The 25344-nt window shown below is 51.1% G+C and carries 26 protein-coding genes and 4 tRNA genes; 9 read left to right on the top strand and 21 right to left on the bottom strand.

From position 1 onward, the window contains the following. Positions 1-4 precede the first annotated feature (4 nt). The 5 genes from J1836_RS10360 to J1836_RS10340 all read right to left on the bottom strand — a co-directional run bounded on the left by J1836_RS10360 (position 5) and on the right by J1836_RS10340 (position 2531). Positions 5-517 (bottom strand): glycine cleavage system transcriptional repressor, encoded by a 513-nt coding sequence (locus J1836_RS10360; RefSeq protein WP_207251020.1) that lies wholly within the window; start codon positions 515-517, stop codon positions 5-7. Positions 518-638: 121 nt separating this feature from the next. Beyond that, a complete protein-coding gene (locus J1836_RS10355; protein ID WP_093069052.1) occupies positions 639-854 on the bottom strand; it encodes a hypothetical protein in 216 nt (71 codons plus the stop codon). 81 nt (positions 855-935) lie between these two features. Next, positions 936-1685: a hydrogenase nickel incorporation protein HypB gene (hypB, locus tag J1836_RS10350; RefSeq protein WP_207251019.1), complete on the bottom strand. Its 750-nt coding sequence runs from the start codon at positions 1683-1685 to the stop codon at positions 936-938. Next, positions 1685-2026, bottom strand: a complete 342-nt coding sequence (hypA, locus tag J1836_RS10345) for a hydrogenase maturation nickel metallochaperone HypA (protein WP_207251018.1) — start codon at positions 2024-2026, stop codon at positions 1685-1687. The genes hypB and hypA overlap by 1 nt, the downstream gene beginning before the upstream one ends. Further along, positions 2019-2531 (bottom strand): hypothetical protein, encoded by a 513-nt coding sequence (locus tag J1836_RS10340; RefSeq protein WP_207251017.1) that lies wholly within the window; start codon positions 2529-2531, stop codon positions 2019-2021. Before J1836_RS10340 ends, hypA begins: the two co-directional genes overlap by 8 nt. Before the next feature lie 144 nt (positions 2532-2675). On the opposite strand from J1836_RS10340, the gene J1836_RS10335 reads away from it, so the two are divergent. Further along, positions 2676-5573 carry an AMP-binding protein gene (locus tag J1836_RS10335; RefSeq protein ID WP_207251016.1) on the top strand — a complete coding sequence of 966 codons (2898 nt, stop codon included), beginning with the start codon at positions 2676-2678 and terminating at the stop codon, positions 5571-5573. Positions 5574-5705: 132 nt separating this feature from the next. Continuing rightward, the gene (locus J1836_RS10330) at positions 5706-6398 is read left to right on the top strand and encodes an outer membrane beta-barrel protein (protein WP_207251015.1); all 693 of its coding nucleotides are present in this window, start codon (positions 5706-5708) and stop codon (positions 6396-6398) included. Here J1836_RS10330 and dnaQ read toward each other — a convergent pair. From dnaQ to J1836_RS10315, 3 genes are read right to left on the bottom strand one after another with little or no spacing between them, the layout of a single operon-like run. Further along, positions 6395-7120, bottom strand: a complete 726-nt coding sequence (gene dnaQ / locus J1836_RS10325; protein WP_207251014.1) for a DNA polymerase III subunit epsilon — start codon at positions 7118-7120, stop codon at positions 6395-6397. The two genes, J1836_RS10330 and dnaQ, sit on opposite strands and share 4 nt — an antisense overlap. Then, on the bottom strand, positions 7117-7563 hold the full coding sequence (gene rnhA / locus J1836_RS10320) for a ribonuclease HI (protein ID WP_443735671.1): 447 nt from the start codon (positions 7561-7563) through the stop codon (positions 7117-7119). Before rnhA ends, dnaQ begins: the two co-directional genes overlap by 4 nt. After that, entirely contained in the window at positions 7550-8320 is a 771-nt protein-coding gene (locus tag J1836_RS10315) for a class I SAM-dependent methyltransferase (RefSeq protein WP_207251013.1), read from the bottom strand. Before J1836_RS10315 ends, rnhA begins: the two co-directional genes overlap by 14 nt. Before the next feature lie 177 nt (positions 8321-8497). Here J1836_RS10315 and J1836_RS10310 point away from each other — a divergent pair, with 177 nt between their 5' ends. From J1836_RS10310 to J1836_RS10280, 7 genes are all read left to right on the top strand, one after another. Beyond that, positions 8498-9796, top strand: coding sequence for a transglycosylase SLT domain-containing protein (locus J1836_RS10310; RefSeq protein ID WP_207251012.1), 1299 nt, complete (start codon positions 8498-8500; stop codon positions 9794-9796). Next, a complete protein-coding gene (locus tag J1836_RS10305) occupies positions 9793-10407 on the top strand; it encodes an FHA domain-containing protein (RefSeq protein ID WP_207251011.1) in 615 nt (204 codons plus the stop codon). Before J1836_RS10310 ends, J1836_RS10305 begins: the two co-directional genes overlap by 4 nt. After that, the gene (locus J1836_RS10300) at positions 10379-10996 is read left to right on the top strand and encodes a 5-formyltetrahydrofolate cyclo-ligase (protein ID WP_207251010.1); all 618 of its coding nucleotides are present in this window, start codon (positions 10379-10381) and stop codon (positions 10994-10996) included. The genes J1836_RS10305 and J1836_RS10300 overlap by 29 nt, the downstream gene beginning before the upstream one ends. A 71-nt stretch (positions 10997-11067) precedes the next feature. After that, positions 11068-11523, top strand: coding sequence for a hypothetical protein (locus J1836_RS10295; protein ID WP_207251009.1), 456 nt, complete (start codon positions 11068-11070; stop codon positions 11521-11523). Positions 11524-11605: 82 nt separating this feature from the next. Then, positions 11606-12271, top strand: a complete 666-nt coding sequence (locus J1836_RS10290) for a hypothetical protein (protein WP_207251008.1) — start codon at positions 11606-11608, stop codon at positions 12269-12271. A 57-nt stretch (positions 12272-12328) separates the two neighbouring features. Beyond that, a complete protein-coding gene (locus J1836_RS10285) occupies positions 12329-13165 on the top strand; it encodes a 23S rRNA (adenine(2030)-N(6))-methyltransferase RlmJ (protein WP_207251007.1) in 837 nt (278 codons plus the stop codon). Between the two features lie 4 nt (positions 13166-13169). Further along, positions 13170-13622: an EVE domain-containing protein gene (locus J1836_RS10280; protein WP_207251006.1), complete on the top strand. Its 453-nt coding sequence runs from the start codon at positions 13170-13172 to the stop codon at positions 13620-13622. A 2-nt stretch (positions 13623-13624) separates the two neighbouring features. Here J1836_RS10280 and J1836_RS10275 read toward each other — a convergent pair whose 3' ends face one another. From J1836_RS10275 to J1836_RS10215, 13 genes are all read right to left on the bottom strand, one after another. Then, complete coding sequence (locus J1836_RS10275; protein ID WP_207251005.1) at positions 13625-14254, bottom strand: hypothetical protein; 630 nt, start codon at positions 14252-14254, stop codon at positions 13625-13627. Positions 14255-14460: 206 nt separating this feature from the next. Then, the gene (locus J1836_RS10270; protein WP_207251004.1) at positions 14461-15054 is read right to left on the bottom strand and encodes a hypothetical protein; all 594 of its coding nucleotides are present in this window, start codon (positions 15052-15054) and stop codon (positions 14461-14463) included. A gap of 3 nt (positions 15055-15057) precedes the next feature. Continuing rightward, positions 15058-16341: a tRNA (N(6)-L-threonylcarbamoyladenosine(37)-C(2))-methylthiotransferase MtaB gene (gene mtaB / locus J1836_RS10265; RefSeq protein WP_207251003.1), complete on the bottom strand. Its 1284-nt coding sequence runs from the start codon at positions 16339-16341 to the stop codon at positions 15058-15060. Between the two features lie 9 nt (positions 16342-16350). Next, positions 16351-18231, bottom strand: coding sequence for a SurA N-terminal domain-containing protein (locus J1836_RS10260; protein WP_207251002.1), 1881 nt, complete (start codon positions 18229-18231; stop codon positions 16351-16353). Positions 18232-18343: 112 nt separating this feature from the next. Beyond that, positions 18344-18420: transfer RNA gene (locus J1836_RS10255), tRNA-Asp, on the bottom strand. 70 nt (positions 18421-18490) lie between these two features. Next, positions 18491-18567: transfer RNA gene (locus J1836_RS10250), tRNA-Asp, on the bottom strand. 21 nt (positions 18568-18588) lie between these two features. Then, positions 18589-18664: transfer RNA gene (locus J1836_RS10245), tRNA-Val, on the bottom strand. An 18-nt stretch (positions 18665-18682) separates the two neighbouring features. Then, positions 18683-19030, bottom strand: a complete 348-nt coding sequence (gene hbs, locus J1836_RS10240; RefSeq protein WP_278189475.1) for a non-specific DNA-binding protein Hbs — start codon at positions 19028-19030, stop codon at positions 18683-18685. Between the two features lie 101 nt (positions 19031-19131). Continuing rightward, positions 19132-21552, bottom strand: a complete 2421-nt coding sequence (gene lon / locus J1836_RS10235) for an endopeptidase La (protein WP_207251000.1) — start codon at positions 21550-21552, stop codon at positions 19132-19134. A 71-nt stretch (positions 21553-21623) separates the two neighbouring features. After that, entirely contained in the window at positions 21624-22910 is a 1287-nt protein-coding gene (gene clpX, locus J1836_RS10230) for an ATP-dependent Clp protease ATP-binding subunit ClpX (RefSeq protein WP_207250999.1), read from the bottom strand. A gap of 237 nt (positions 22911-23147) precedes the next feature. Then, positions 23148-23762: an ATP-dependent Clp endopeptidase proteolytic subunit ClpP gene (gene clpP / locus J1836_RS10225; RefSeq protein ID WP_207250998.1), complete on the bottom strand. Its 615-nt coding sequence runs from the start codon at positions 23760-23762 to the stop codon at positions 23148-23150. 28 nt (positions 23763-23790) lie between these two features. Beyond that, entirely contained in the window at positions 23791-25098 is a 1308-nt protein-coding gene (tig, locus tag J1836_RS10220; protein WP_207250997.1) for a trigger factor, read from the bottom strand. A 72-nt stretch (positions 25099-25170) separates the two neighbouring features. After that, positions 25171-25255: transfer RNA gene (locus tag J1836_RS10215), tRNA-Leu, on the bottom strand. Between the last annotated feature and the right edge of the window lie 89 nt (positions 25256-25344).

Here is a 25344-nt window from a genome sequence, read left to right as displayed (position 1 = left end):
TTGCTTAACTAAAACTGAGGTCTACCGTCAGCGGATCAGGCATCGCTTCAAACGCCCCCTGCACATCATCCGCCGTCACGCCATCTGGCAAGCCCAGTTTGAGGTGAGCGTAGAACATCAGCTCGCTGGACATGGGCGCGGCACGTTGTTCGCTTTCCAATTCTTCGATATTGACGTTCAACGCGGCGAGTTGGCGGGTAATGTCGTGGATAATACCGGGGCGGTCGTGACCGAGCAGCTCCAACGTCAGCGGCGTGATATTGCGCGAGGTGACAGCTTCGCTGTGCGTGACCAAAATTTGCAAGCCAGCGTTTTGCAAGGCTTGTAGGGCTTGTTTAAGGTCGGCGACTTGCTCTTGCGGCAGGGTGACGTGGGCAAGCCCTGCGAATTGTCCGGCGAGGTGAACCATGCGGCTTTCCTGCCAGTTGCCGTGATGGGCGGTAACGGCTTCAGCAAGGGATTTGACCAGACCAGCGCGGTCAGAGCCAAGAACAGTCAGTACCAGTGAGGATTGCATGAGAACTCCTTATTGCGGTTGTAATGGTTCGATTGTAGCAGGTCAGTGCGCCGGACATAAAAAAACGGCGGCACAATCGCTTGCGCCGCCGTCTTTATCCATCCGTGATTACGCGGCTGGCTTATTTGCCTACCATCGCTTCGCATTCGACGATCAAATCATCCAGAACTTTCACCGCTGTTTTGGCTTCTGCTTTGATTTCTTTCAGGAAATCCAGCTCACTTTTGCTTACCGCGCCGTCTTTCAGCACCAGTTCGCGCAGCATATCGACTTCTTTGATGCTGATATGACCGTCAGCCAGCACGAAGCCTTTCGCCACTTTACGCCATTCTGCCATGATCCATTCTCCTTGTTGACATTGATTTCATAGAATTTAGTAAGCGGATAACGTTAAAGTACACATCAATCCGCGCAAAGATTATGCTTGAATTGGCGGTTTGGCACAAATTAACCAGTCGATCCAGCCCTCTATTCCCGCTCCACTGGTGGCAGACACATGCAGAATTTGGATAGTGGGGTTAACGCGGCGAGCGTATTCCTCGCATTTCGCCACATCGAATGTCAGATACGGCAGCAAGTCGATCTTGTTGAGGATCATTAAATCCGCCGCATGGAACATATCGGGGTATTTGATCGGTTTGTCTTCACCCTCGGTGACGGAGAGAATCACGACTTTGTGCGCCTCACCCAAATCGAACGCCGCAGGGCAAACTAAATTGCCAACGTTTTCGATGAATAGAATGCCGCCGTTGGCGATGGGCAGCGATTCGAGCGCGTGCCCGACCATGTGCGCATCCAAATGACAGCCTTTGCCAGTATTGATTTGCAAGGCAGGAACACCCGTGGCGCGGATGCGGTCAGCATCATTGCTGGTTTGCTGGTCGCCTTCTATCACTGCCATCGGCACTTTGCCTTGCAAGCGGGTCAGGGTTTCGGTCAGTAAGGTGGTTTTGCCCGAACCGGGGCTGGATACCAGATTGAGCGCAAGAATGCCACGTTCAGCCAACCACCGACGGTTTTGCGCCGCGTATTGGTTATTTTTGCCGAGAATGTCTTGCTCGATTTGCACCATCCGCGCACTGCTCAAACCCGCCGCGTGGCTATGACTATGCCCACGAATCAGGGAATGTTCAGCCGTATCCGTTCCACATCCACAAACAGTACACATTATTCTACCTCCAGTTCCTTGATACGCATTTCTTCCCCGCTGGTGACTTGTAGCTGGTAACTGCCGCAATGCGGGCAGGCATCGTAACGCTGCTGGATGCTAACCGTTTGCGCACACTCCAAGCACCATGCCTCAGCGGGAACTTCGATAATTTCCAGTGTAGCGCCATCGGCAAGTGTGTTACGCACGATTACGTCAAAACAAAAGCGCATTGCCTCAATTTCTACACCCGACATCACACCAATTGCTAACCACACAGTTTTGACTTTGCGGAATTGTTGGCGCTTGGCTTCGGTTTCAATAATTTGCAGCACACCTTCGCACAGGGACATTTCATGCATCGGGGATAATCTCCAATTGGTAAGCCACACAAGGATCAAGCGCAGTGATTAAGGCTTTGGCTTTGGTACGTAATTCCAGCGCGTTTTTGGCTTGTAAGCTGCTGAGCATTGAGTACAGCGAACCTTGCGGATGGAAATTCCATTCGGTGGGGGCGACGATTTGATAGGTGCAAATCAAACCGTCGACTTGCACCACACGGTGGACGAGCAGACCCCGCGCCGTTGGCAGCAACGCCATCCGTTCAAGCCCACCGATTGCAACGACGGTAACAGGAACAGGGGGGGAACTGTCGAGGCAACTCACCATGTGTGCCCACGTTGCTAAACTAAACAGCATTCCGGTGAGTTTAGGGGCAAGCTCAACGGATTTTCCCGTCAAAAAATGGGCATTCAGGCACAGACGATTGGAGTGAAGATGAACTGCATTGACCCGGCACAGCCCCGCATCACGGGTGTAATGCAGCGTAAGTTGTAATTGACCGACCAGATTTTCCAATGACTGCATGAGATGGATACTTACTTTTTACAATCAAACCATAATACCCGACGTTGTACCATACGCAACTTTCCGTATGCCCCTTGCATAACAAATCCATTAAACGCTATCGTGCAGGCATATAACAACGACATACCGAGGAGGAGAAAACCCATGCCGCACATCATGCGCATTTACGGGTTGATGGTTTTTATCGCCGCCCTATTGATTAGTCCCCTGCTCCACCCCTGGATGGGGCAAACACCTGCCATTTTGCTGGTCATTCTGCCGTTTGCCCTATTCAGCGCGGTGCATTACCGCCGCGCGGCGGGGACGCGTGAAGATTGGCAAACAGTACGCCAGCACGCCGATTTGTGGTTGACCATTATGGGCAAAGCGGTGTTCTGGGGCATTCTATTGGCGTTACTCGCCATTTATCCCGCGCATTGGGCAGTGCTGGTGCTGAGTGGTATCGGGCTATTCATCGGCATGATCATTGCGGAACGCATGTCTGACACGCACATCGAAACGGGGCTGATTCCGGTCGGGGCGCTGGGCATTATGGCAAGTATTATCGTATTGGGCTTGCCATCTGCCGCACCATTCCAAGCAGCACTGCTACTGTTTTTGGGGATTATGGGTGGGCTGTTTGTTGCCCCCTTGCAAGCCTTGTTGGGCTACCACGTTCCGGCAGCGCAATTGCCCAAAGCCGCCCCCATCGACCACGTAACCCAAAGTGTGGTAATGCTGGGCTTTGTGGGAATAGCGGCGTTGCTGGCATGGCTGGGCTTGCCGAATGCGCTGTTAATGACGTTACTGACGGCCACGACCATCGCGGGGGCGTTGTATACGCTGTACCACATGCCGCAATCCCTATTGCGCTTCGTGTTCAGCCGCTTATTTCGGGCGCGTTACCGTTTAAAAGTGCTGGGGTTTGAACACTTGCCTGCATCAGGGGGCGTGTTATTGCTGGGCAATCACATTAGCTTTATCGATTGGGCACTGGTGCAAATGGCATCCCCGCGTCAGTTACATTTTGTGATCGAAAAAGGCTATTACGAACGTTGGTATCTGAAAGGCTTCCTCAATCTGTTTGGTGTGATTCCCATCAGCAGCAGCGCGAGTGCCGATTCATTGGACAAAGTGACCGACATGCTCAAAGCGAGTGAAGTGGTGTGCTTATTTCCCGAAGGCTCAATCAGTCGCACTGGGCAATTAGCCGACTTCAAACGTGGCTACGAAAAGGCGGCGAAAGATACTGGTGCGGTGATTGTGCCGTTTTACTTGCACGGCTTGTGGGGCAGTCGGTTTTCGCGTTCCAGCGGCTTTTTACGGGAAAACCGTCAATCTGGCTTCAAGCGTGACATCGTGGTGTCATTTGGTAAAGCATTACCGACGACAATTCCCGCGCATGAGTTGAAGCAGAAAGTGTTCGATTTGTCGTTTGCATCGTGGGATGCGTATTCGCACCTGATCGACCCGATTCCGGTGAACTGGCTGCGTTCTGCCAAGCGCATGAGTTTCCGCATGGCAGCGGCGGATGTGATCGGCGAACCGATGAGCCATCACCGTTTTATGACAGCGGTGTTCCGCTTTGCTGCTCTGATCAAGCACCTTAGTCCAGAACAGAACATTGGTTTGTTATTGCCCACCAGTGCAGGCGGCGCAATTGCAAACATGGCGGTGCTGACGCTGGGCAAAACGATTGTGAATTTGAATTACACCGCTAGCAGCGAGTCGATCCACAGTGCGGTGCAACAGGCGGGCTTGCAGCGGGTTTACACCTCCAAACGTTTTCTGGAAAAACTCAAAGAACGTGGGATTGATATTGCCGCTATCTTGCCGGATACGCCGTTGACCTTCCTCGAAGATTTGAAAGCAGAAATCCCCAAACACAAGCTACTGACCACACTCCTGATGGTGATGTTATTGCCTACTCGTGTGCTGCAATGGCTGTATGTGGCAAAAATTGACTTAGAAACCACTGCCGCGATTCTGTTTTCCAGCGGCAGCGAAGGTGCACCCAAAGGCATTGAGCTTTCCCACCGTAACTTGGCAGTGAATGCGCGGCAGGTGGCGGATGCGCTGAATACGCTGGATAACGATGTAATCATGGGAACATTGCCGACCTTCCACGCCTTCGGTTTGTTGGCGAGTACGCTGATGCCATTGTCGGAAGGCATTCCGATTGTGTGCCACCCCGACCCGACTGATGCGGTGAATATTGCCAAGGGTGTGGCGCGTTACGAAGCAACCTTGCTGTTTGGGACGGGGACGTTCCTGCGTTTGTATGCGAAAAATTCGCGTGTGCATCCGCTAATGTTCCAGTCGTTGCGCTACGTGGTGGCGGGGGCGGAAAAACTTGCGCCGGAAGTGCGCCGCCTGTTCCTCGACAAGTTTGGCAAGAAATTGTTGGAAGGTTATGGTGCAACCGAAACCTCACCCGTTGCCGCCGTTAACTTGCCCGACCAACTCGATACACGCTATTGGAAAGTGCAAGCGGCTAACCGCGAAGGCACGGTGGGTTTGCCTGTACCGGGGACGAGCTTCCGCATTGTTGACCCCGATACGCTGGAAACCTTGCCGACAGGCACGGATGGCTTGATCCTGATTGGCGGCCCACAAGTCATGAAAGGTTATCTGGATGCGCCGGAAAAAACTGCACAAGCGATTGCCGAACTTGATGGGCAACGCTGGTACAAAACTGGCGACAAGGGACATGTGGATGAGGATGGCTTCCTCACTATCGTTGACCGCTATTCGCGCTTCGCCAAACTCGGCGGGGAAATGGTCAGCTTGACGGCGGTGGAGCAGCAGGTACGGCAGATATTAGGGGATACAGAGCTGGAATTAGTGGCGGTTAATTTGCCGGATGATAAGAAGGGCGAAAAGATTGTATTGCTGATGGCGGGGACACATGACGAAGCTGCGGTGAAACGGGCGTTGCTGGCGGGCGGGATGAATCCGCTGATGATTCCATCGACGATCCGCAGTTTGGCGGAAATTCCGAAGCTGGGGAGCGGCAAGACAGACTTTGGGTCGGCGCGAAAGGTCGCGTTGAGTGTAACCTGAACAGCGATTTCGCAACCCCAATTATCTGCTGGGAGCAACCACTGATCCTGTTAAACGCAGCTTCAGCAAACAAGGAGGTTTTAAAATCAGGGTAATAAAATTTTCTATTGAATTACCCCAAGGAATCATCCCATGAAAAAGTTTCTGGTTGTGAATGCTGGCCTTGCCGCCTTGCTGGGTTCAGGGATGGCTGAAGCAGGCTATTCACCGTATTACGTCGGTGCAGGGTTGGGCGCATCTGCGAATAACGGCACGGAAAGCCAGTTTTGCCCCTCGTGCGATGGCTCAACTTTCAAAATGCGCAATGATAAACGTGACAATCGCGCTTATAAGGTTTACGGCGGCGCGAACCTCACTAGCAACGTGGGTATTGAGGTCGATTACACCGATCTCGGCAAAACTTACGATGCGGATATGCACCGCCCCACCCTTGATGGTCGTGCCGAACGCGCTCATGCGTGGCAAAAAACCCGTGGTATCGGCATCAGTGCCAAAGCCAACCACCGCTTGAGCCGTAAAACCTCGGTCTTTGGTAAAGCAGGTGTGTTGGCGTGGGAAAACAAAAACCAGATGGACTACACCAATCTGGATGGTATCAACGAAACCTACAAAACCACTGACAAAGGCGTTAGCCCTACGGTAGGTGTCGGTATTGAATACGAAGTGACTGATCGGATGAGCATTCGTGCAGGCTGGGATCACACCTTCGATAACGGCAAAGGCGACCAGTTTCTGCATTTGGATGCTAACAAAAACTACGCTGACCTACGCAGCGTGAAAACCGACACAGACATGCTCTATGTCGGCGCGACATTCAATTTCTAAGCGACTGGCGGCGGGGTAAACAAACATTTCCCCCCAGCAGCTTTGGTAATGGCGGCAAGGCGTTCAGCGTGTGCCGCCAACTCGTCTTCACTGGCAGCAATCACGCGGAGACGGCTAACATCCGCCACCACTCGCCGGATGCTACCACCACCCGCTATTCCGCCATTACTTTCGTCTTCCCCCCCCAGCATCAGGCTCACTTGCCCACCCGTCATGGCTAGGTACACATCCGCCAGAATCTCGGAGTCAAGCAACGCGCCGTGCAAAGTACGGTGTGCGTTATTGATCTCGTAACGCCTACACAACGCATCCAAACTGGCACGTTGTCCGGGGAACATGCGCCGTGCCATCACCAAGGTATCCGTCACCGTGCAGAAATCAGTCACGGGTAAATGCGTTGGATTGACTAGGCGCAATTCGTGGTTCAAAAAGCCAATATCGAACGGCGCATTATGGATAATCAACTCCGCACCGCGCAGATACGCCAGCAATTCATCCATAATATTGGCAAAGCGCGGCTTGTCGGCAAGGAATGCGCTGCTGATGCCATGTACAGCTTCGGCTTCCGCTTCAATCTCACGGTCAGGCTGTAAATAGTGGTGGAAATTATTACCCGTCAAACGGCGATTGCGCATTTCCACGCAACCGATTTCGATAATGCGATGCCCGTCTTTAGGGTCAAGACCCGTGGTTTCGGTATCGAGAATAATTTGGCGCGTCATTGTTTTTTCTCGTCGATGGCTTTATTAGCCAGTTGGTCTACTCGTTCGTTTTCGTCGTGTCCGCTGTGACCTTTGACCCAACGCCAATCAATCTGGTGTTGTGCCGCAGCCGCATCCAAGCGTTGCCACAGGTCTTGGTTTTTAACAGGTTTTCCGGCAGCGGTTTTCCAACCTTTGCGTTTCCAACCTGCCATCCATTCGGTAATGCCTTGGCGGACGTATTGCGAATCGGTGGTTAAGACCACCTGACACGGGCGCGTCAGGGTTTCCAAGGCTTGAATCGCTGCCATCAATTCCATTTGGTTATTGGTGGCAAGCGGCTGGTAGCCGTAGAGTTCGCGTTCCACTCCATTATAGCGCAGCAATGCCCCCCAGCCACCCGACCCCGGATTGCCTCGACACGCGCCATCGGTAAACACTTCCACGATTTTATTGACCATCATTCGACTCTTTGCGGGAAATACGCCCAGCACTCGGATTCACTGCCATACCGGGGCGCAAAACCGCTTTCACTTTACGGGAAGGCAATAGCGGTGTCATATTGGATACCTTTTTCTGGGCGTGAATGATGTACACATTGCCCGTCATTAAGTGAAACTTGCTACCCAAACGATCGAACCAACGCGTCTGCCTGAATAAGTAATCACCGCGCACAATCGGGCAAAAGCCTGCTGAAGCGGTTTCTAACACCTCAAAACCCAATACATTCAGCCATTCGCGCACCCGAAACGTAGAGTAAAAATGGCAGGCTTGCGCCTCGCGGTTAAACACATGGCGTAACTGACTTGCCCCTTTAAAACTCAGCGGATTGAAGCCAATCAGGATGCAATGCCCTTCGGGAACAAGCACGCGTTCGATTTCACGCAGCACTTGGTGCGGCTGGCGCGTGCAATCCAAAGCGTGGCTCGCTATAACCAAATCCAGATTGTTTAACGCAAACGGCAAGTGTTCGGGTGAAGCAATCACGCTAACGGGTTCACCGCTCACCCCACCTTGCACAAACTGGCTAGCAATGCGTGATTCCTGCAAAAACGAGGTATTGCCAGCCAGAACACCCGTTTCTAGGGCGTAATAACCAAAAATATCCGCGCTCATACCACTGACCAAATGATGTACGCGCCGCAAGGTCGCCTGCCCAGCAGCGCTAGCATACCAATTCCGACACGCTTGAATGCCGGATGATAATGAGGTTGTTGGCATGACGTTCAGCGATTTTTCCTTGTTCACCAGCATTATACGTATTATATTCGCAGCAGTTCGACTAATCAGAAAAACTTATGAAGGGTCATTGACTGACTCCACTGCGATCCTGAGCACCATTATAACGACGAATCAGGGGCAACATAAGAACAACAAGGTCAATTGGGGTTTTTAACGATGATAACAATAAACAAGTACGCGTTGCTGGCAGCCTCTATGCTTGCCGTCTTCACGAGTTCTGGCTGTTCTAGCAATATGACCAAAGCCAATCTCGCGACGCAACAACAACCCGTGTTGCGCAAAGCAGCCTTGCACAGTGCGAATCTTGCTACCCAAACGGCACAGCGACCGCTAGCCAGCAAAGCGGTCTTGGATGAAGACTTCGATACGTGGGAACGCGTGTTTCGTGGCTTCAAAATCAATAATCAGTACAGCAAAAACCCACGCGTCCAACATTTCGTAAACTATTACGGACGAAACCCCGCGCAATTAGAATTACTCTCCGAACGCGCCAGCGTATTTTTACACATGATCGTGCATGAAGTGGATCGACGCGGACTACCTAGCGAACTCGCCCTGCTGCCGTTTGTGGAAAGTGCATTTGACTCCGATGTCTTTTCGCACGCAGGGGCAGCCGGGTTGTGGCAATTCATCCCTGACACGGGGCGACGTTACGGCTTGAAACAAGCCAAAGCCTATGACGCACGCATGGATCCGTTTGCGGCGACAGGGGCTGCACTGAATTACCTCGAAAAACTCAACAAGGATTTCAACGGTGACTGGCTGTTAGCGCTGGCAGCGTATAACTGCGGTGAAAACCGCGTCCAACGTGAAATCGACAATAACCGCGCCCAAGGCTTACCAACCTCGTTCTGGCATCTGTCGCTGCCTAAAGAAACGCGTGAATACGTGCCGCGCTTATTGGCGTTTAAGGAATTAATCGGCAATGCCCCCCGCTACGGCATAACCTTGCCAAACACGCCCAACCAAGCACGCTTGGCACAATTGCGCGTCGATAAACCCGTGGATTTACGCGCTGTCGCCCTCCAAGCAGGCTTAGCACCGGATACGCTGTTGAGCCTGAATCCTTGTTTCCGCACGGGCGTCACCACACCGGAATATTCCAACCGCATCGTACTGCCGCGCCAATACGCCCACCAATTGATGCAAGTCATTGAAGATTCCCCTGCCGCCAGCAGCCCGAAGGTGTATGCCAGCCGCAGTGAATCCGGTTACAACAAGCTCGCGACCACCCGTATCGGTAAAAAGCGTAGCAGTACGCAACTGGCAAAACTCAACTCCAAGAGCAAAACGCACACGGTACGACGCGGTGATACCTTGCAATCCATCGCCCAGCGGCATGGCGTCACGGTGCAAGCGCTAATGAAATACAACAGCAAGCATTCGTCTAAAGTCAAAGTCGGCGAACGTTTGGACGTTATCGCCGCCCTAGCAGGAGCAAAGCAAGCCTCATGAGTCAACTGATTGTCATGCTGGATAAACAAATCCTGAAACGTGTTGCCGTCAAAACGACTAGCATTACGTTAGGCAGGCATGGCAAATGCGAAATCAGCTTGCCCGATCGCACCATCAGTACCGAACACGCCCGCATTACAGTAGTCAGAGATGACTGCTTTCTGGAAGACTTACAAAGTACCAACGGTACTTACGTCAATCAGCAATTGATTGATCGCCATCTGTTAGAAGATGGCGATATTGTCGGCATGGGCAAATACCAGATTGTATTTCGTTCCGAGCAAGGCTTAGCCGTGCAACTGAAGCGCTTGAGCTTGCACCCCAAACTGATGGATACGGGGTATCCGGCGTGGTTGCAGATCATGGATGGCAGTAAATCCGGCTACATTATTCCCCTGCGCGGCGAACGGGTCGTCTTGGGCAACCAAAGTACCGGGCAAGTCTTGATTGAATCTTCCCCACAGGGGTCGTATATTATGCGCGAAACGGGCACGATGAATAATTATCGTACCCGCACCCTCGCCCCCGGAGATACCCTCAGGGTGGAAGAAGTTACCTTCCAGTTTCACCTGAAGGATCACGATGCCAACAGTAGCCCCCCCCCCCCCTAAATTACCATTACGCCGCATCTTACAACGCCAACGGGCAGCACTCGCACCTGCTGAACAAGCGACCTTATCCGCACAAGCTGTCCACCATTTGCACACGCAACGAGCGTTCCGTAATGCCCAGCACATTGCCCTGTATTTACCGGTGCGCGGGGAAGCCGATCCACGTGGCTTACGTCAGCACGCCTTACCCAAACAACACTTTTACCTGCCCGTGCTCTCACCGTTTCGGGATAGCCGCTTGTGGTTTGTGCGCTGGGATAACACCACCCGCTTTCGCTTAAATCGCTTTCGGATTCCCGAACCCTACCCCGATTACCACCGTAGCCGCCCAGCTCGCTGGCTGGATGTCGTCGTGACCCCATTGGTCGCCTTTGATGCACAAGGCACACGCATGGGCATGGGGGGAGGATTTTACGATCGCACGTTTGCTTTCAAACGTACCCGCCTGCAATCTCGTCGCCCTACACTGTGCGGCTTTGCCTATCACTTCCAAAAAACCGATCATTTACAACGACAACGCTGGGATATTCCCTTGGATCAAGCAGTGTCTGATGCGGGTTTTTTTCATTTCAGTACTGGCATATATTAGAATATGCTGATATAGTGTTTCCATCATCAGGGCTAGCCTGATATGACATAAACCGCTTAGGAGACATGGAAATGAAAAAATTATTGATTGGTTTGAGCCTGTTGGCTCTGTCCGCTACCGCAAGTGCAAATGACTTCTTCGGTGGCAATAATGGTGAATGGAAAATGGGTCCTAATGGCCCTTACTACGAAGAAAGCGACTGGCCAGAATGGACTCCCATGTACTGGATGGATGAAATGATGAACAGCTTCGACGACGATGAAGACAGCTATGGCAACAATGGCTTCATGGGTGGGATGCCGTTCATGGGTAACAACAACAATATGCCATTCATGGGCAACAACAATAACTATCCACCGATGGGTTATGGCGCTCCAATGGGTTACGGCGCTCCGATGCCTATGCAGATGCCACCACAAGCAATGCCAATGATGGCAGTACCGATGCAGCAAATGCCAATGGCTATGCCAGTCGTACCACCCGCACCCAGTGCTGTTGGTGCTACACCAGGCCCTACTGCTAACTAATTTTAGCCAGAGCAGTTATACTAAACAGGTCGGTTCATCCGACCTGTTTGCGTATGTGACCCGATAGAAAGAGAGCAAAACCATGAAAAAAATGATTGCAAGCATTGTCTTAGCAGGCATCGCCAGTAGCGCCCATGCAGGTGGTTGGGGCTTCGACAATTTCGATATGAATCCCAACATGAACTGGGGCAATAATCAATCTTGGGGCAATGGCCCAGGCAATGGTTTCAATATGGGCAATGGTGGCCCAGCGTGGGGCGGAGGTCCAAACATGGGTTGGGGCAACGGAAGCCCATCATGGGGGGGCAACACGATGCCGTGGAATAATGGCTGGAACAACGGCTCAATGCCCTTCTGGAACAATGGCCCTAGTATGCCGTTTAACTGGAACAACGGTCCCTCGTTTAATGGCTCAAATTTCCCCGGCATGGGCTGGAGCAACAATAATGCGCAACGTTACCCGCGCCCCGTTGCCCCCATGGGAATGCAGCCAATGCCCAACATGAACAACAATTTACCACCGTTCATGATTCCGCCTGCACCACCCGTAGCACCGCTTGCACCGAACACCGCGCCCCCCGTATTACCCACGGATACCAGCACTGCGCCAGCAATACCCGCTGTTGCTCCCCTACCTGCTATTCCGGCAATGCCAATATCCGACGTTGCGCCCGCAACCACGCTGCCCGCAACACCAGCAACCACACCGGCGGCGGTCACGACAACTCCAGGGCCTGTTACACACTAACCCTCATCGCAGGGCGTGGCACATCACGCCCGCGATTCTCCACGGAAGGAATCCCTCTTGTTAAGCTACCGACACGCTTTTCACGCTGGCAATCACGCCGATGTCCTCAAACATGTCGTGCTCGTGCTGACGTTGGAATACTATCAGCGCAAAGACAAACCCTTTTGGTACATTGACACTCATGCAGGCAGCGGGCTTTATCGCCTAAGTAGTGCCGAATCCCAGAAAACCCGCGAATTTGCACAAGGCATCCAAGCGTTATGGAATGCCAAGGATGTACCGGAAACATTGCAACCCTACCTAGATCAGATACGGCAACTGAATCCAACGCCAACCTTGCAAAACTATCCCGGTTCACCGTGGCTCGCGGCACAACGCTTGCGCCCTTACGATCAATTACGTCTGTTTGAATTGCACCCCAGCGATGTCAAACACTTGGGTAACAACCTAGCGCACGACAAGCGCGTTTACATCAATCAGCACGATGGTCTGAAAGGCTTGCTGAGTTTATTGCCACCGATTACGCGCCGCGCCGTAACGTTGATCGACCCCTCGTATGAATTGAAAAGCGATTACGCCGATGTCATCACCACCCTTGCCAAAGCCCATCAGCGGTTTGCGACGGGGACTTACTTGCTATGGTATCCAGTAATTGAACGTCAACGGGTTAAGCAAATGGTAAAAGCCTTACAGCAAACGGGTATCCCCGACATCTTGCAAATCGAATTTTGCCCCAGTGCCGACAGCAACGGCTTAGGCATGACCGGCAGCGGCCTGTTCGTCATCAACCCACCGTGGGTATTAGCAAGCCAAATGCAGATCGCCTTACCGTGGCTCAAGCAAACACTGGCAGCCGCCGATGGGCACAGCACCGTGGCACACCTTCAAGGATAAGCACATGCAATACTGGCTGATGAAATCAGAACCCGAAGTGTTTGGGATTGATGACCTGCAAACCATGGGTATCGAGCCGTGGGATGGGGTACGCAATTACCAAGCAAGGAACATGTTGCGTGATCAAATGCAGATTGGGGATCAGGTATTCTTTTACCATTCCAACTGTGGTGTACCCGGCATTGTGGGCATTGCCGAAATTGCCACGCAAGGCTACCCCGATGACACTGCACTCAATCCTGAAAGCAAGTATTTCGACCCGAAAAGCGACCCACTCAAACCGCGCTGGTATCGAGTTGACGTGAAATTTGTCCGCAAGCTGCACCGCACGATTAGCTTACACGCATTACGCGCCCAAACGTCGCTGGAAAATATGCCGCTGGTTCGCAAAGGTTGCCGCCTTTCCGTCATGCCGGTCACACCCGCAGAATGGCAAACCATCCTCCAGCTCGAATAAGCCTACGGCTTCTTATCCGGCTTACAAGCGGCTGCACCAGGGCCAAATAGTGGGCAAAAATCCGCAGGTAGCTCAACTTTAGGCGCAGGTTCAGTCGATTCTGCCGCTGCTGTCTCAACTTTCTCCGCCTGCACAACGGGCGCAGCCGCAGGTACTGGACTATTAAAACGTGCCAAACGTAAATTATGGAAGACGCGTTTTGCCTCCCAATAATCCTTCTGATATTGGTGACGGGTGAGTAAGGTTTGCTTGCTGTGTGCATCAATATCGAGGTCGACGATTAACCCATCTAACGTGGCAAGTTGCTGCAAAATAGCATCGGCTTTAGCCACCAAACTGGAATGTTCGTCATAGCTTGCTAACGCATTTTTTTCCTGTACCTCAAACGTATGTTGCAAACTGGCTAAGTGGGTTTCTTGTTGCGTATAGCTCACGGGTAGTTTGAGCGCTTGCCCCACTTCATCCACCATGACTTCTGAAGAAACACTGGGTTCGCGATTGAGATAGAGTGATAATGCAGCAACGGCGGCAATCCCAAACAATAAAACGGGCAAAGCAACCCGCAACACGCTTTCTAACTTGTCTTGCAAAGAAGATTTAGGTAGGTCTTGCTTGATGACTAATTTTGGCATGGGGCTTCCACTTCGTTGATCTGACTATTCGCAACAGCGTGATGCCAACATAACATCTCTTTATTTTTATGCCAGTAACTCACTGACAAAACGGTAGTTTTTACCTGTATACGGACATAGGGCTTATATAAACCTAGATAGCGAGTGAATGCAATATAAATAAACAAAGCCGCCAGAGAAGTCGGCTTTTTGCTTAAAATATAATCTTAAATGACCGAGCCGCTAGACGGTGGGGGTGAGGCGGGCGCTAGAGGTGCAGTGGGTGGTGTAGCCAGATCTTTCTTTAACTGATCGACACCTTGTTTGAGGCTCTGATTTAATTCATTCACGCTATCGGCTAAGGCGCGATCAAGGTCTTTCAAACCATTTTCCATGAAGATGTTTAATTGATCGACGACAGCATCCATTGCACCACTCACCATCGACCCCAGCGTTTTTTGCACGTCGACTTGCCACGCATCTTTATTACGGATCAGAATGGTACGCACCGGAATTTCCATATCGCCTTTTTCACCACCATACAATAAGGTAGCAACTTCAGCCGTTGTGCCGTCGATCTTGATTTCCCCCGTTTCAAAACGCTTCGCGGCAAGGCTTTTGCTGCTGAGGAATTGCAAATATTGCGCACTTTCCCACGTAGTGAGATCTTTAGCAGTCTCCATGTCAGCATTCAAGACGGCTTGCCAGAATGTATTGGTTACTTCGCGGGCTTGCTGTGATTCCGATGAAAAAATACAACCGGATAAGCACATGCTCATCACCAATAAATACACCCCAAGCAACCAGCGTTTCGCATTCATGGCTCACAAACTCCCATCAAGTACCGCATCGTCATCCACCCCCAGCAAGCGGGTTGCTCTGATGGTGTTTTCCAACGGGGTATTATCTGCGACAGTGACCCTGACTTTGCAGTAGTTAGGGGTATAACCGGTATAGATGCGCTGCCCATCGTCACTGGCACGCCCGTATTCCCATAAAACCGGCACAGTTTGACCACATTGCTGTTGCAGCCAGGTGTGCTTTAAACGCTCACCGAGAGTGTGTAAGGTTTGGCTACGAGATTTTTTTACGGCATCGCTGACTTGATCGGGCAAACGCGCCGCTTTCGTGCCTTCACGCATCGAATACGTGAAAATGTGCATGTGCCCAAAACCAACCGACTCAACGTAATCCAAGGTTTGCGCCCATTCTTCATCCGTTTCACCGGGGAAACCCACAATAATATCGGTGGTCACATTGAAACCCGGCACGCTGCGCCGCGCTTCCGCGACTAATGCAGCAAATTCAGTGGTTTTGCACCGCCGAGCCATACGTCTCAGCACGGAATCAGCACCACTTTGCAAGGGAAAATGCATGTGCGGCATTAAACGCGCATTGCTAAACAGCGCGAAAAAATCCTCCGGCAAATCCCACGGTTCAACCGAGGCAAAACGAATGCGCGGAATATCGGTTTCCCGTAAAATCGCCTGCACCAGCGCATACAAGGACGTGCCAGTGTCGCTGCCATAACCGCCCACATGCACGCCCGCTAAGACGATTTCTTGGATACCCTGCTGATGCAGCGTGTTAATTTCCGCAATAATCTCCGCCTCGATGCGACTACGCTCATCGCCACGTGCTACCGTCACAATGCAAAACGTGCAGCGATAGCGGCAACCATCCTGAATTTTGATGAAAGCACGATGCCGCCCACGAATAAACAGCGGTGCTTCACCGGGTTCAGTCGCAATCGCGGGCATGATCGGCAATGCAAAACGCTGCATCACTGTTTGCGGCAATTGGTCTTTTTCGGTATTGGGGACAACCAAATCCACGCCCAAGGTTTGCGCGACTTCTTCGGCCTGCAAGCTGGCGTAACAACCGCTGACCACCAATTTGGCGGCAGGGTTTTCACGGTAAAGGCGGTGCATGAGACGGCGGGACTTGCCTGACGCCTCATGCGTAACAGCACAGGTATTGAGGACAAGTACATCAGCATCCGGCGCATTCGGCACAATGTCATGCCCACCTGCGCGGAATTGCTGCGACCACTGTTCTAATTCCGCCTCATTGAGGCGGCAGCCTAATGCTTTCAGATGGACTTTCATGTACCTGCTTTACAAATTCTCAATATGTGTTTCAACTTTAGCGGCTTCACGCAAGCCTTTCATGAAGGCTTCCAGTTCACGCGAACCCGTACTTTGACTATCTGCCGTACCAGCATCCGCTTTGATGGTCGCATCACCGGCTTTAACCGCTTTCAGCGCAACCACCGCGTAATCGCCATTAGCAAGCGGCACACTGCCCCATGTTAACTTGCCTGCGGCGGGGTGCGCCAAGGCAAAAGCTTTATCCAACACTTCCGGCGCGAGTTTAGCGTCACTGCGCCCGATCATACCGGGCTTCTCGATAGCAGTTTCAGCGCCTAAACCAGACGCAGTTAAGGCTGACCATGCTTGTGCTTCAGTCAGCTTTTTCAGCAACTCTTCACCTTTTTGCGTGGTAAGTTTGCGGGCTTCCTGCGCCAACAACGTGGCACGTACCTCTTCACGCACGGTTTCTAACGGCTTTTGTGTCGCCGCCTCCTGCTTAACCACACGCAATACGACGGCTGTGCCATCATCCAACTCTACTACTTCGGAGTTTTTACCCGACTTCAACACATCTTCGCTGAACGCAGCCGCACGGACTTTATCATTTGTTGCAATGCCCTGCCCTTGTACCGGCGTAATCCAGTCCAATTGCTGCACATTCAAGCCGACTTCTTTAGCTGCTGGCGCTAAATCGCCGTCCTGTTCGTAAGCAATGCGTCCTAGCGCTTCGCTTTTATCCGCAAACGCCTGTTCTGCCTGTTCTTTACGGTAATCTGCTTCCACCGTCGCTTTGGCTTCTTCAAAGGTTTTAGGCTTAGCTGGCTTGATTTCCGTCACACGAATAATTTCGTAACCCGCTTCGGTTTTGACAGGAGCAGACGTTTCACCCGCTTTCAAAGCAAACACGGCTTTTTCAAATTCAGCACCCCAATCGCCTGCGACGATAGCGCCCATTTGACCGTCTTTTTCCGCCGCAATTTTATCGTCGGAATCAGCACGCGCAATCGCTTCAAAAGTACGCGTACCGGCTTGAATTTCAGCATATAGCGCATCAATACGTTTTTTAGCATCGGCATCTTTTGCAGGATCTTCCACCCCAACTAGAATATGGCTCGCGATACGCTCTTCGGGTTGCGCATACTGATCCGCTTTGTCTTCAAACCACGTCTTCAAGGTGGCGTCATCAACGGTAACGCTTGCCGCCAAATCATCGCGTTTGAGTTCGAGATAGGCTAATTGCGCCCGCTCATCCGTCATGTAGGACGCTTTATTCTGCTCGTAATGCTTGGCAATTTGGTCATCCGTGATCTGTACTTGTGCTTGCAGATCAGCCATTTTGAGTGTGAAAACTTCCACATCCCGTTGCTGATTGCGTAAGGCTTGGTATTGTTCTGCTTCGGCTTTTGGTAGGAAAGCGGTACCGACGACAGCGCCACGCAATTGCTGTTGTGTCAAATCAGCGCGAACTTGTGCTTCAAACTCGGCAGGATTGCGGCGCTGCATTTTCAAAAAGTTTTCGTAAGTCGCTTGATCAAACTTACCGTCTTTTTGGAAAACCTCAATCTTAGCGATAGCATCAGCCACTTCTTGATTGCTAGCACGGTAGCCACCATCGCGGATTTTTTGCTGGATTAGCGTTTGGCTCACCACGGAATCGAGCGCATTGCCTTTTAACGCCGCATCCATACCTTCAGGTAATTGTCCGCCAAATTGTTGCTTCATTTGCAACAAGGCGTTTTGCACGGCTTGCACCGGAACTTCTTCGCCATTGACAACCGCAGCCGACGTATTACCGCCCCCTTGCAAGTAATCATAGATCCCAGTCAGTGCGAACGGAACAACGATAACGCCGACGATAGTGTAGGCGATCCAGCCTTTGGCTTTGTCATGAATTGATTGCAGCATGGTCTTTTACGTTTTTGTGTGTAATGTTGATTGATGAACGTTTAATACGCACGCCCCACGCGCGTAGCAACGCATCATACAGGAAGAGAAGGGGGGATGAAATGGAAAAAGTTGGCGGAGCGGACGGGACTCGAACCCGCGACCCCCGGCGTGACAGGCCGGTATTCTAACCAACTGAACTACCGCTCCGCGATGTTGTTGAAAACAACTTGAAAGAGAAACAAAAAGGATGCTGCTTGAGCATCCTTTTTTAAATAGTTGGCGGAGCGGACGGGACTCGAACCCGCGACCCCCGGCGTGACAGGCCGGTATTCTAACCAACTGAACTACCGCTCCGCGATAAAGCTTAGATGAAGATGGTGGGTAGTGAGGGGCTCGAACCCCCGACATTCGCCTTGTAAGGGCGACGCTCTACCAACTGAGCTAACTACCCGTCGTTCATCTGAGGTCGCTAATTTACAGCATCTTTAAGCGCTTTACCAGCTTTAAATGAAGGAATTTTCGCAGAAGCGATAGAAATTGTTTCTCCGGTGCGTGGATTACGACCAGAACGTGCTTGACGCTCACGCACGAGGAACGTTCCGAAGCCAACCAGAGCAACTTGGTCGCCATTTTTCATTGAATCACTGATGACTTCAACGAACGCTTTGAATGCACGATCCGTGTCGGCTTTGGTCAAACCGGACTTCTCTGCCACTGCATCAATCAATTCTGATTTATTCATAGAAACTTTCCTTATGAATTCATTATAGGGGAAAACCGAAACACTCCTGCCACATCTGTCAGCAGAGCCACCCATGCGTATACGCCTGACAGTTATACCAGCGACATCTAAAATATGTCAACAAAATGACGGACTTCAAACGCATAGAAGCATTTGAAGCCCATCAGACAACCTATTTAATGTGGTCTAGCAGGATTAGCGTCCTCTTCCTCAACAACCACAGCCGGGGCAGCCACTGGATTGTCGGCATCATCATCCAAATCTTCATCATCCGCCAACGGAATGGGAGGGTGCTCTAATGCCAAACCCAAGACCTCATCAATCCACTTAACCGGACGAATTTCCAGCCCTTTTTTGACATTATCGGGTACTTCAGCGAGATCCTTCTCGTTTTCTTTTGGAATCAGCACCAACTTAATCCCACCACGGTGCGCCGCCAGCAACTTTTCTTTCAAACCACCAATGGGCAACACTTCACCACGCAAGGTGATTTCACCTGTCATCGCCACATCAGCGCGAACTGGAATCCGTGTCATGGCGGATACCATCGCCGTTACCATGCCAATACCGGCGCTAGGACCATCTTTCGGCGTTGCACCTTCTGGTACGTGAATATGCACATTGTTTTTACGCAAAGACTTACGGGTAATGCCTAAGCTCCGAGCACGGCTTTTCACGACGGTTTCCGCTGCATGGATGGATTCCTTCATGACTTCGCCGAGGCGTCCGGTGCTTTTGATCATGCCATTACCGGGCAGCAACGCACTTTCAATGGTCAGCAAGTCACCGCCCACCGATGTCCACGCCAAGCCAGTGACTTGACCGACTTGGTTAACTTTATCCGCACGCCCATAGTCAAAACGTTTCACGCCAAGGTATTTCTCAATATTACGCGGGGTAATCGAGGTTTTTTTCTTGTCGCTCAACAAATGGTCTTTGACCGCTTTACGGCACAGTTTGGAAATTTCACGATCGACATTACGTACCCCTGCCTCGCGGGTGTAATGACGAATAATATCCATCACCGCACTGTCACTGATGGTCAACTCACCTTTTTTCAGCCCGTTGTTTTTAAGCTGCTTGGGAATCAGGTAGTTTTTAGCAATGCTGAGCTTCTCATCTTCGGTATAACCGGGGATATGAATAACTTCCATCCGATCCAATAAGGGTCCCGGAATCCGCATACTGTTGGAGGTTGCCACAAACATGACATCGGACAGGTCGAAATCCACCTCCATGTAATGATCGGCGAAGGTATTGTTCTGTTCAGGATCAAGCACTTCTAACAACGCCGATGATGGATCACCGCGAAAATCCGTGGCCATTTTGTCGATTTCATCCAGCAAGAACAGTGGGTTGCGTGTGCCCACTTTGGTCAAATTCTGGAGAATTTTGCCCGGCAAGGAACCGATGTATGTGCGGCGATGCCCACGAATTTCGGCTTCATCGCGTACCCCGCCCAGTGCCATCCGTGTAAATTTCCGCCCAGTAGCACGTGCAATGGATTGCCCTAAGGAGGTTTTCCCCACACCCGGTGGCCCTACCAAACACAGAATCGGCCCTTTGATCTTTTTGACGCGCTGTTGCACTGCAAGGAATTCGAGAATGCGTTCTTTCACCTCTTCCAAGCCGTAATGGTCTTCGTTGAGCACCTTTTCAGCATCAGGCAAGTTATTATTAACTTTGGATTTTTTCTTCCACGGCAAGTTAGCCAATGCATCGATGTAGTTGCGTACCACGGTCGCTTCCGCTGACATCGGCGACATCATTTTGAGTTTTTTCAACTCTGCGTCGGCTTTGTCTTTAGCTTCTTTAGGCATACCGGCTGCTTCGACTTTACGCAGCAATTCTTCCATTTCATTCGGCGCAGCATCATCCATTTCACCCAGTTCTTTCTGGATGGCTTTGATTTGCTCGTTGAGGTAATACTCGCGCTGGCTGCGTTCCATTTGCTGTTTCACGCGCCCACGAATTTTCTTTTCGACCTGCAAAAGATCAATTTCACCTTCCACCAATTCCATCAGGTAGTGAATGCGTTCTTCGACATCCAACATTTCCAGAATTTTTTGCTTTTCGGCAATTTTCAGACCTAGGTGTGCCGCAATGGTGTCAGCTAAACGGACGGGATCATCAATGCTTGATAAAGAAGACAGGATTTCTGGTGGGACTTTTTTATTCAGCTTGACGTATTGCTCAAACAAGCTAACCAGTGAGCGACTTAAGACATCAATTTTGCGGGTATCACCGGAAACCGATGCACAGACTTTGACGCGAGCGGCTGAAAAATCACCGGCATTGTCGATCGCAATGATTTCAGCACGTTCTAGACCTTCCACCAACACTTTCAGCGTACCATCGGGCAGCTTCAGCAATTGCAGGATGGTCGCCAACGTACCCATCGTATGCACATCCTCTAAATCGGGCGCATCCACCTCAGCACTTTTTTGCGCAACCAGCAAAATTTGCTTGTTGCTATCCATAGCCATATCCAGCGCCTGAATGGATTTGTTGCGTCCCACAAACAAGGGGATCACCATGTGGGGATACACCACCACATCACGCAACGGTAAAACGGGGACGATGATAGATTCAGCCATAATAAGTACTCACTGTGGCAGATAAGAGGGTTGCGTGCCGAAGCAGAATGCCCCGACACGCCAACAAATGTTTACTCGCCAGCAGCCAGTTGTTGCTGCGGCTCGACATTTTCATAGATCAGGTAAGGCTGAGATTCGCCTTTGACGACGGAATCATCGACCACCACCTTGCTGACATTCTGCTCGGATGGCAGATCGTACATAGTATCCAACAAGATTTTTTCCAGAATGGAACGCAAACCACGTGCTCCTGTCTTGCGCTCCATCGCTTTACGTGCAATGGAATGTAGCGCGTCATCACGGAACACCAGCTCTGCACCTTCCATCTCAAACAATTTACCGTATTGTTTGGTCAAGGCATTACGCGGCTCGGTGAGGATTTGCACCAGTGCGGTTTCATCCAGCTCTTCTAACGTGGCAATCACTGGCAAACGCCCGACAAATTCAGGAATCAGCCCGTAATGCACCAAGTCTTCCGCTTCAATGTCTTTGATGACTTCGCCGAAACTGCGACTTTCATCCGGTGCTTTCACTTGTGCAGAGAAACCGATGCTGCCCTTTTCGGTACGGCGACGGATCACTTTATCCATGCCGGAGAACGCGCCGCCGACGATGAACAAGATATTGCGCGTATCGACTTGCAAGAATTCTTGCTGCGGGTGCTTACGCCCACCTTGTGGTGGTACCGAGGCAACCGTGCCTTCGATCAACTTCAACAACGCTTGCTGCACGCCTTCGCCCGATACATCACGGGTGATGGAGGGGTTATCAGCTTTGCGAGAAATTTTGTCGATTTCGTCAATGTAGACAATCCCAGTCTGGGCTTTTTCAACATCGTAATCGCATTTTTGCAGCAACTTTTGGATGATGTTTTCCACATCTTCACCCACGTAACCGGCTTCAGTCAGGGTGGTTGCGTCGGCGATGGTGAACGGTACATTCAGTAAGCGTGCCAGTGTTTCTGCCAGCAACGTTTTACCGCTACCGGTCGGGCCAATCAGCAAAATATTGCTTTTTGCCAGCTCGACATCATCTTTGCCTCCGCTTTTTTTGTATAAGCGTTTGTAGTGGTTGTAAACCGCAACGGATAATACCCGTTTTGCTAAATCCTGACCGATAACGTATTCGTCAAGATTGCCTTTGATCTCACGCGGCGTGGGCAGGGAAGATTGTTCATCAGCCCCAGGCGCGGTGTGCATTTCCTCTTGAATGATGTCGTTACACAGATCGACGCATTCATCGCAAATGAATACCGAAGGGCCAGCGATCAACTTACGCACTTCGTGCTGGCTTTTTCCGCAGAAAGAGCAATACAGCAGTTTGCCGCTGTCGTGATCGCCTCTTCTATCTTTACTCATCAGAACCTCTATCCTGTGCCGCTAACCGACACATCAACGATGTAAACCAAAGGACTATGGTGTCCGTATGCGTGTTTTCAAGCTTCATTATTCTAATAAACTTGTCTTGTGGCAAGAATACTCGGCTTTCGCAAGTATTTTACGCTTCTTTTCCTTAAAAACACCTGTCCAGACGTGAAAACAGCCTGTAAAGACAGGCTGTTTTCTGACAAAAGGTGTGTAGTCATATACAAATGACTAGGTACGCACCGTCATCACTTCATCAATCAGACCGTATTCACGGGCAGTTACCGCATCCATGAAATTATCACGGTCGGTATCTTGTTCAATACGTTCAACCGTTTGTCCGGTATGACCCGCCAATACCTTATTTAAGACCTCACGCATTTTGAGAATTTCACGCGCTTGGATTTCAATATCGGAGGCTTGCCCACGCGAACCGCCCGATGGCTGGTGAATCATGACACGCGCATGAGGCAGTGCAAACCGCTTGCCTTTCTCACCCGCTGCCAATAATACCGCGCCCATACTAGCCGCTTGACCGATACACAAGGTACTGACTTGTGGCTTGATGAATTTCATGGTGTCGTAAATCGCCATGCCTGCGGTAATCACTCCACCCGGCGAGTTGATATACATGTGAATATCTTTCTCAGGGTTTTCGGATTCGAGGAACAGCAATTGCGCTACAATGAGGTTTGCCATGTAATCTTCGACTTCACCCACGCAGAAAATAATCCGCTCACGCAGTAAGCGCGAGTAGATGTCAAAGGAGCGTTCGCCGCGAGCCGATTGCTCAATAACGATTGGCATACTAATAGCGCGTGGGTCAACTGGGTTTATTCCAAACATTACAACCTACCTTTTGTGTATACCGAACTTAGGCTTGCGCCTGTTCTGGCTTGTTAGGATTCATGATGCTATCGAAGTTACGGGGTTCGTCAGTCACAGTGGCTTTTTCCATAACCCAATCCACAATCATCTCTTCCATGACGGCGGCTTCGATAGTTTGCATCGCTTGACGGTTGCTGCGGTAGTAATTTTTCAGCTCTTGCGGGTCTTCATACGTTGCCGCGACGGTTTCCAGCATCGCCTCAACACGCGCAGGGTCACGCTGCAGACTGTGTTGGCGAATCACTTCACCGACAATCAAACCTAACTTAACGCGACGCTCGGCTTGCGGTGCAAACAACTCGTCAGGGATATTATCCGCTTTAGAACCGGTGTTTTGCGAGAACTCTTCACGAACGTAACGGATTTCGTCTTTGATCAGCGCGTTAGGAATATCAATAGCGTGCAAATCCGCCAAACCATCCATCACCTGCTGCTTGAGCTGGGTTTTGATAGCATTGTCGAGTTCACGCTGCATGTTCTTTTTGATTTCAGCGCGGAATTCTTCAACAGAAGCGCCCTCCAAACCAAACTTATTGATGAAGTCAGCGTTCACTTCAGGCAGTACGGATTCACGCACTTGCTTCAAGGTGAGTTTGAACTGTGCGGTTTTACCCTTGAGGTTTTCTGCGTGATAAGTGTCAGGGAAAGCCACATCAATGGTTTTCTCATCGCCCGCTTTCATGCCAACCAGGCCTTCTTCAAAGTCTTTCAACATGCGACCTGCGCCCAGTTCGACAGAATAATCTTCCGCCGCACCGCCTTCAAAAGCCTCGCCTTCCACTGAACCGTCGAAATCAACTTTGACCATATCACCAACAGCGGCGGCACGCTCAACGTCATTCCACTCTTGATTTTGCTTGCGAATGACATCAATCATCTTGTCGAGATCAGCATCCGCAATGTCAGCCACTGGGCGGGTAATGCTCAGGGTTTCAACGCCAGCGATTACCACGTCTGGGTACACTTGGAAGCTTGCCACGAACTCTAAGTCCTTGCCTGCTTCCATCGTTTTCAAGTCAATGTCAGGCAAGCCAGCAACGCGTAATTTTTCTTGGTTAGCGGCGTCTTGGAAGCTAGAACCGAGCAACTTCTCAACCACTTCGTAACGCACCGAGTCTGCATAACGTTTTTTTACGACAGCAAAGGGGACTTTACCGGGGCGGAAACCGTCAATTTTGACCCGACCTGCCATCCCTTTCAGGCGTTTTTCCACTTCCTGATCAATCTGTTGGGCAGGGACTGCCACAGTCATCTTGCGGTCAATGTTACCGGTTGTTTCGACAGAAAATTGCATGTAAAAACCTCGTTACGGGCCTGACATCCACCGATGCAGGGCAGCTCATCATTAAAATCGAAGGGATAAGGGTGGTGCGAAAAGAGAGACTCGAACTCTCACGCCTTGCGGCGCTGGTACCTAAAACCAGTGCGTCTACCAATTCCGCCATTTTCGCATGTATCTACTAACCGTGGAATCCGCGCCGTAAGCAACAGTAGGGAATCACGAAGGGGGCAATTATACACAGCGTTGTTGCTTTTGCAT

The sequence above is a fragment of the Thiothrix fructosivorans genome (assembly GCF_017349355.1).
GTDB classification, from domain to species: Bacteria; Pseudomonadota; Gammaproteobacteria; order Thiotrichales; family Thiotrichaceae; genus Thiothrix; species Thiothrix fructosivorans.
Note: the sequence above shows the minus strand (reverse complement) of the source record. Positions and strands in the feature narration are given on the sequence as shown.

Bases quoted from the DNA above. Each gene is read 5' to 3' on its own strand.
- J1836_RS10360 (WP_207251020.1), bottom strand. From the start codon at position 517: ATGCAATCCTCACTGGTACTGACTGTTCTTGGCTCTGACCGCGCTGGT.
- J1836_RS10355 (WP_093069052.1), bottom strand. From the start codon at position 854: ATGGCAGAATGGCGTAAAGTGGCGAAAGGCTTCGTGCTGGCTGACGGT.
- hypB (WP_207251019.1), bottom strand. From the start codon at position 1,685: ATGTGTACTGTTTGTGGATGTGGAACGGATACGGCTGAACATTCCCTG.
- hypA (WP_207251018.1), bottom strand. From the start codon at position 2,026: ATGCATGAAATGTCCCTGTGCGAAGGTGTGCTGCAAATTATTGAAACC.
- J1836_RS10340 (WP_207251017.1), bottom strand. From the start codon at position 2,531: ATGCAGTCATTGGAAAATCTGGTCGGTCAATTACAACTTACGCTGCAT.
- J1836_RS10335 (WP_207251016.1), top strand. From the start codon at position 2,676: ATGCCGCACATCATGCGCATTTACGGGTTGATGGTTTTTATCGCCGCC.
- J1836_RS10330 (WP_207251015.1), top strand. From the start codon at position 5,706: ATGAAAAAGTTTCTGGTTGTGAATGCTGGCCTTGCCGCCTTGCTGGGT.
- dnaQ (WP_207251014.1), bottom strand. From the start codon at position 7,120: ATGACGCGCCAAATTATTCTCGATACCGAAACCACGGGTCTTGACCCT.
- rnhA (WP_443735671.1), bottom strand. From the start codon at position 7,563: ATGATGGTCAATAAAATCGTGGAAGTGTTTACCGATGGCGCGTGTCGA.
- J1836_RS10315 (WP_207251013.1), bottom strand. From the start codon at position 8,320: ATGCCAACAACCTCATTATCATCCGGCATTCAAGCGTGTCGGAATTGG.
- J1836_RS10310 (WP_207251012.1), top strand. From the start codon at position 8,498: ATGATAACAATAAACAAGTACGCGTTGCTGGCAGCCTCTATGCTTGCC.
- J1836_RS10305 (WP_207251011.1), top strand. From the start codon at position 9,793: ATGAGTCAACTGATTGTCATGCTGGATAAACAAATCCTGAAACGTGTT.
- J1836_RS10300 (WP_207251010.1), top strand. From the start codon at position 10,379: ATGCCAACAGTAGCCCCCCCCCCCCCTAAATTACCATTACGCCGCATC.
- J1836_RS10295 (WP_207251009.1), top strand. From the start codon at position 11,068: ATGAAAAAATTATTGATTGGTTTGAGCCTGTTGGCTCTGTCCGCTACC.
- J1836_RS10290 (WP_207251008.1), top strand. From the start codon at position 11,606: ATGAAAAAAATGATTGCAAGCATTGTCTTAGCAGGCATCGCCAGTAGC.
- J1836_RS10280 (WP_207251006.1), top strand. From the start codon at position 13,170: ATGCAATACTGGCTGATGAAATCAGAACCCGAAGTGTTTGGGATTGAT.
- J1836_RS10275 (WP_207251005.1), bottom strand. From the start codon at position 14,254: ATGCCAAAATTAGTCATCAAGCAAGACCTACCTAAATCTTCTTTGCAA.
- J1836_RS10270 (WP_207251004.1), bottom strand. From the start codon at position 15,054: ATGAATGCGAAACGCTGGTTGCTTGGGGTGTATTTATTGGTGATGAGC.
- mtaB (WP_207251003.1), bottom strand. From the start codon at position 16,341: ATGAAAGTCCATCTGAAAGCATTAGGCTGCCGCCTCAATGAGGCGGAA.
- J1836_RS10260 (WP_207251002.1), bottom strand. From the start codon at position 18,231: ATGCTGCAATCAATTCATGACAAAGCCAAAGGCTGGATCGCCTACACT.
- hbs (WP_278189475.1), bottom strand. From the start codon at position 19,030: ATGGGTGGCTCTGCTGACAGATGTGGCAGGAGTGTTTCGGTTTTCCCC.
- lon (WP_207251000.1), bottom strand. From the start codon at position 21,552: ATGGCTGAATCTATCATCGTCCCCGTTTTACCGTTGCGTGATGTGGTG.
- clpX (WP_207250999.1), bottom strand. From the start codon at position 22,910: ATGAGTAAAGATAGAAGAGGCGATCACGACAGCGGCAAACTGCTGTAT.
- clpP (WP_207250998.1), bottom strand. From the start codon at position 23,762: ATGTTTGGAATAAACCCAGTTGACCCACGCGCTATTAGTATGCCAATC.
- tig (WP_207250997.1), bottom strand. From the start codon at position 25,098: ATGCAATTTTCTGTCGAAACAACCGGTAACATTGACCGCAAGATGACT.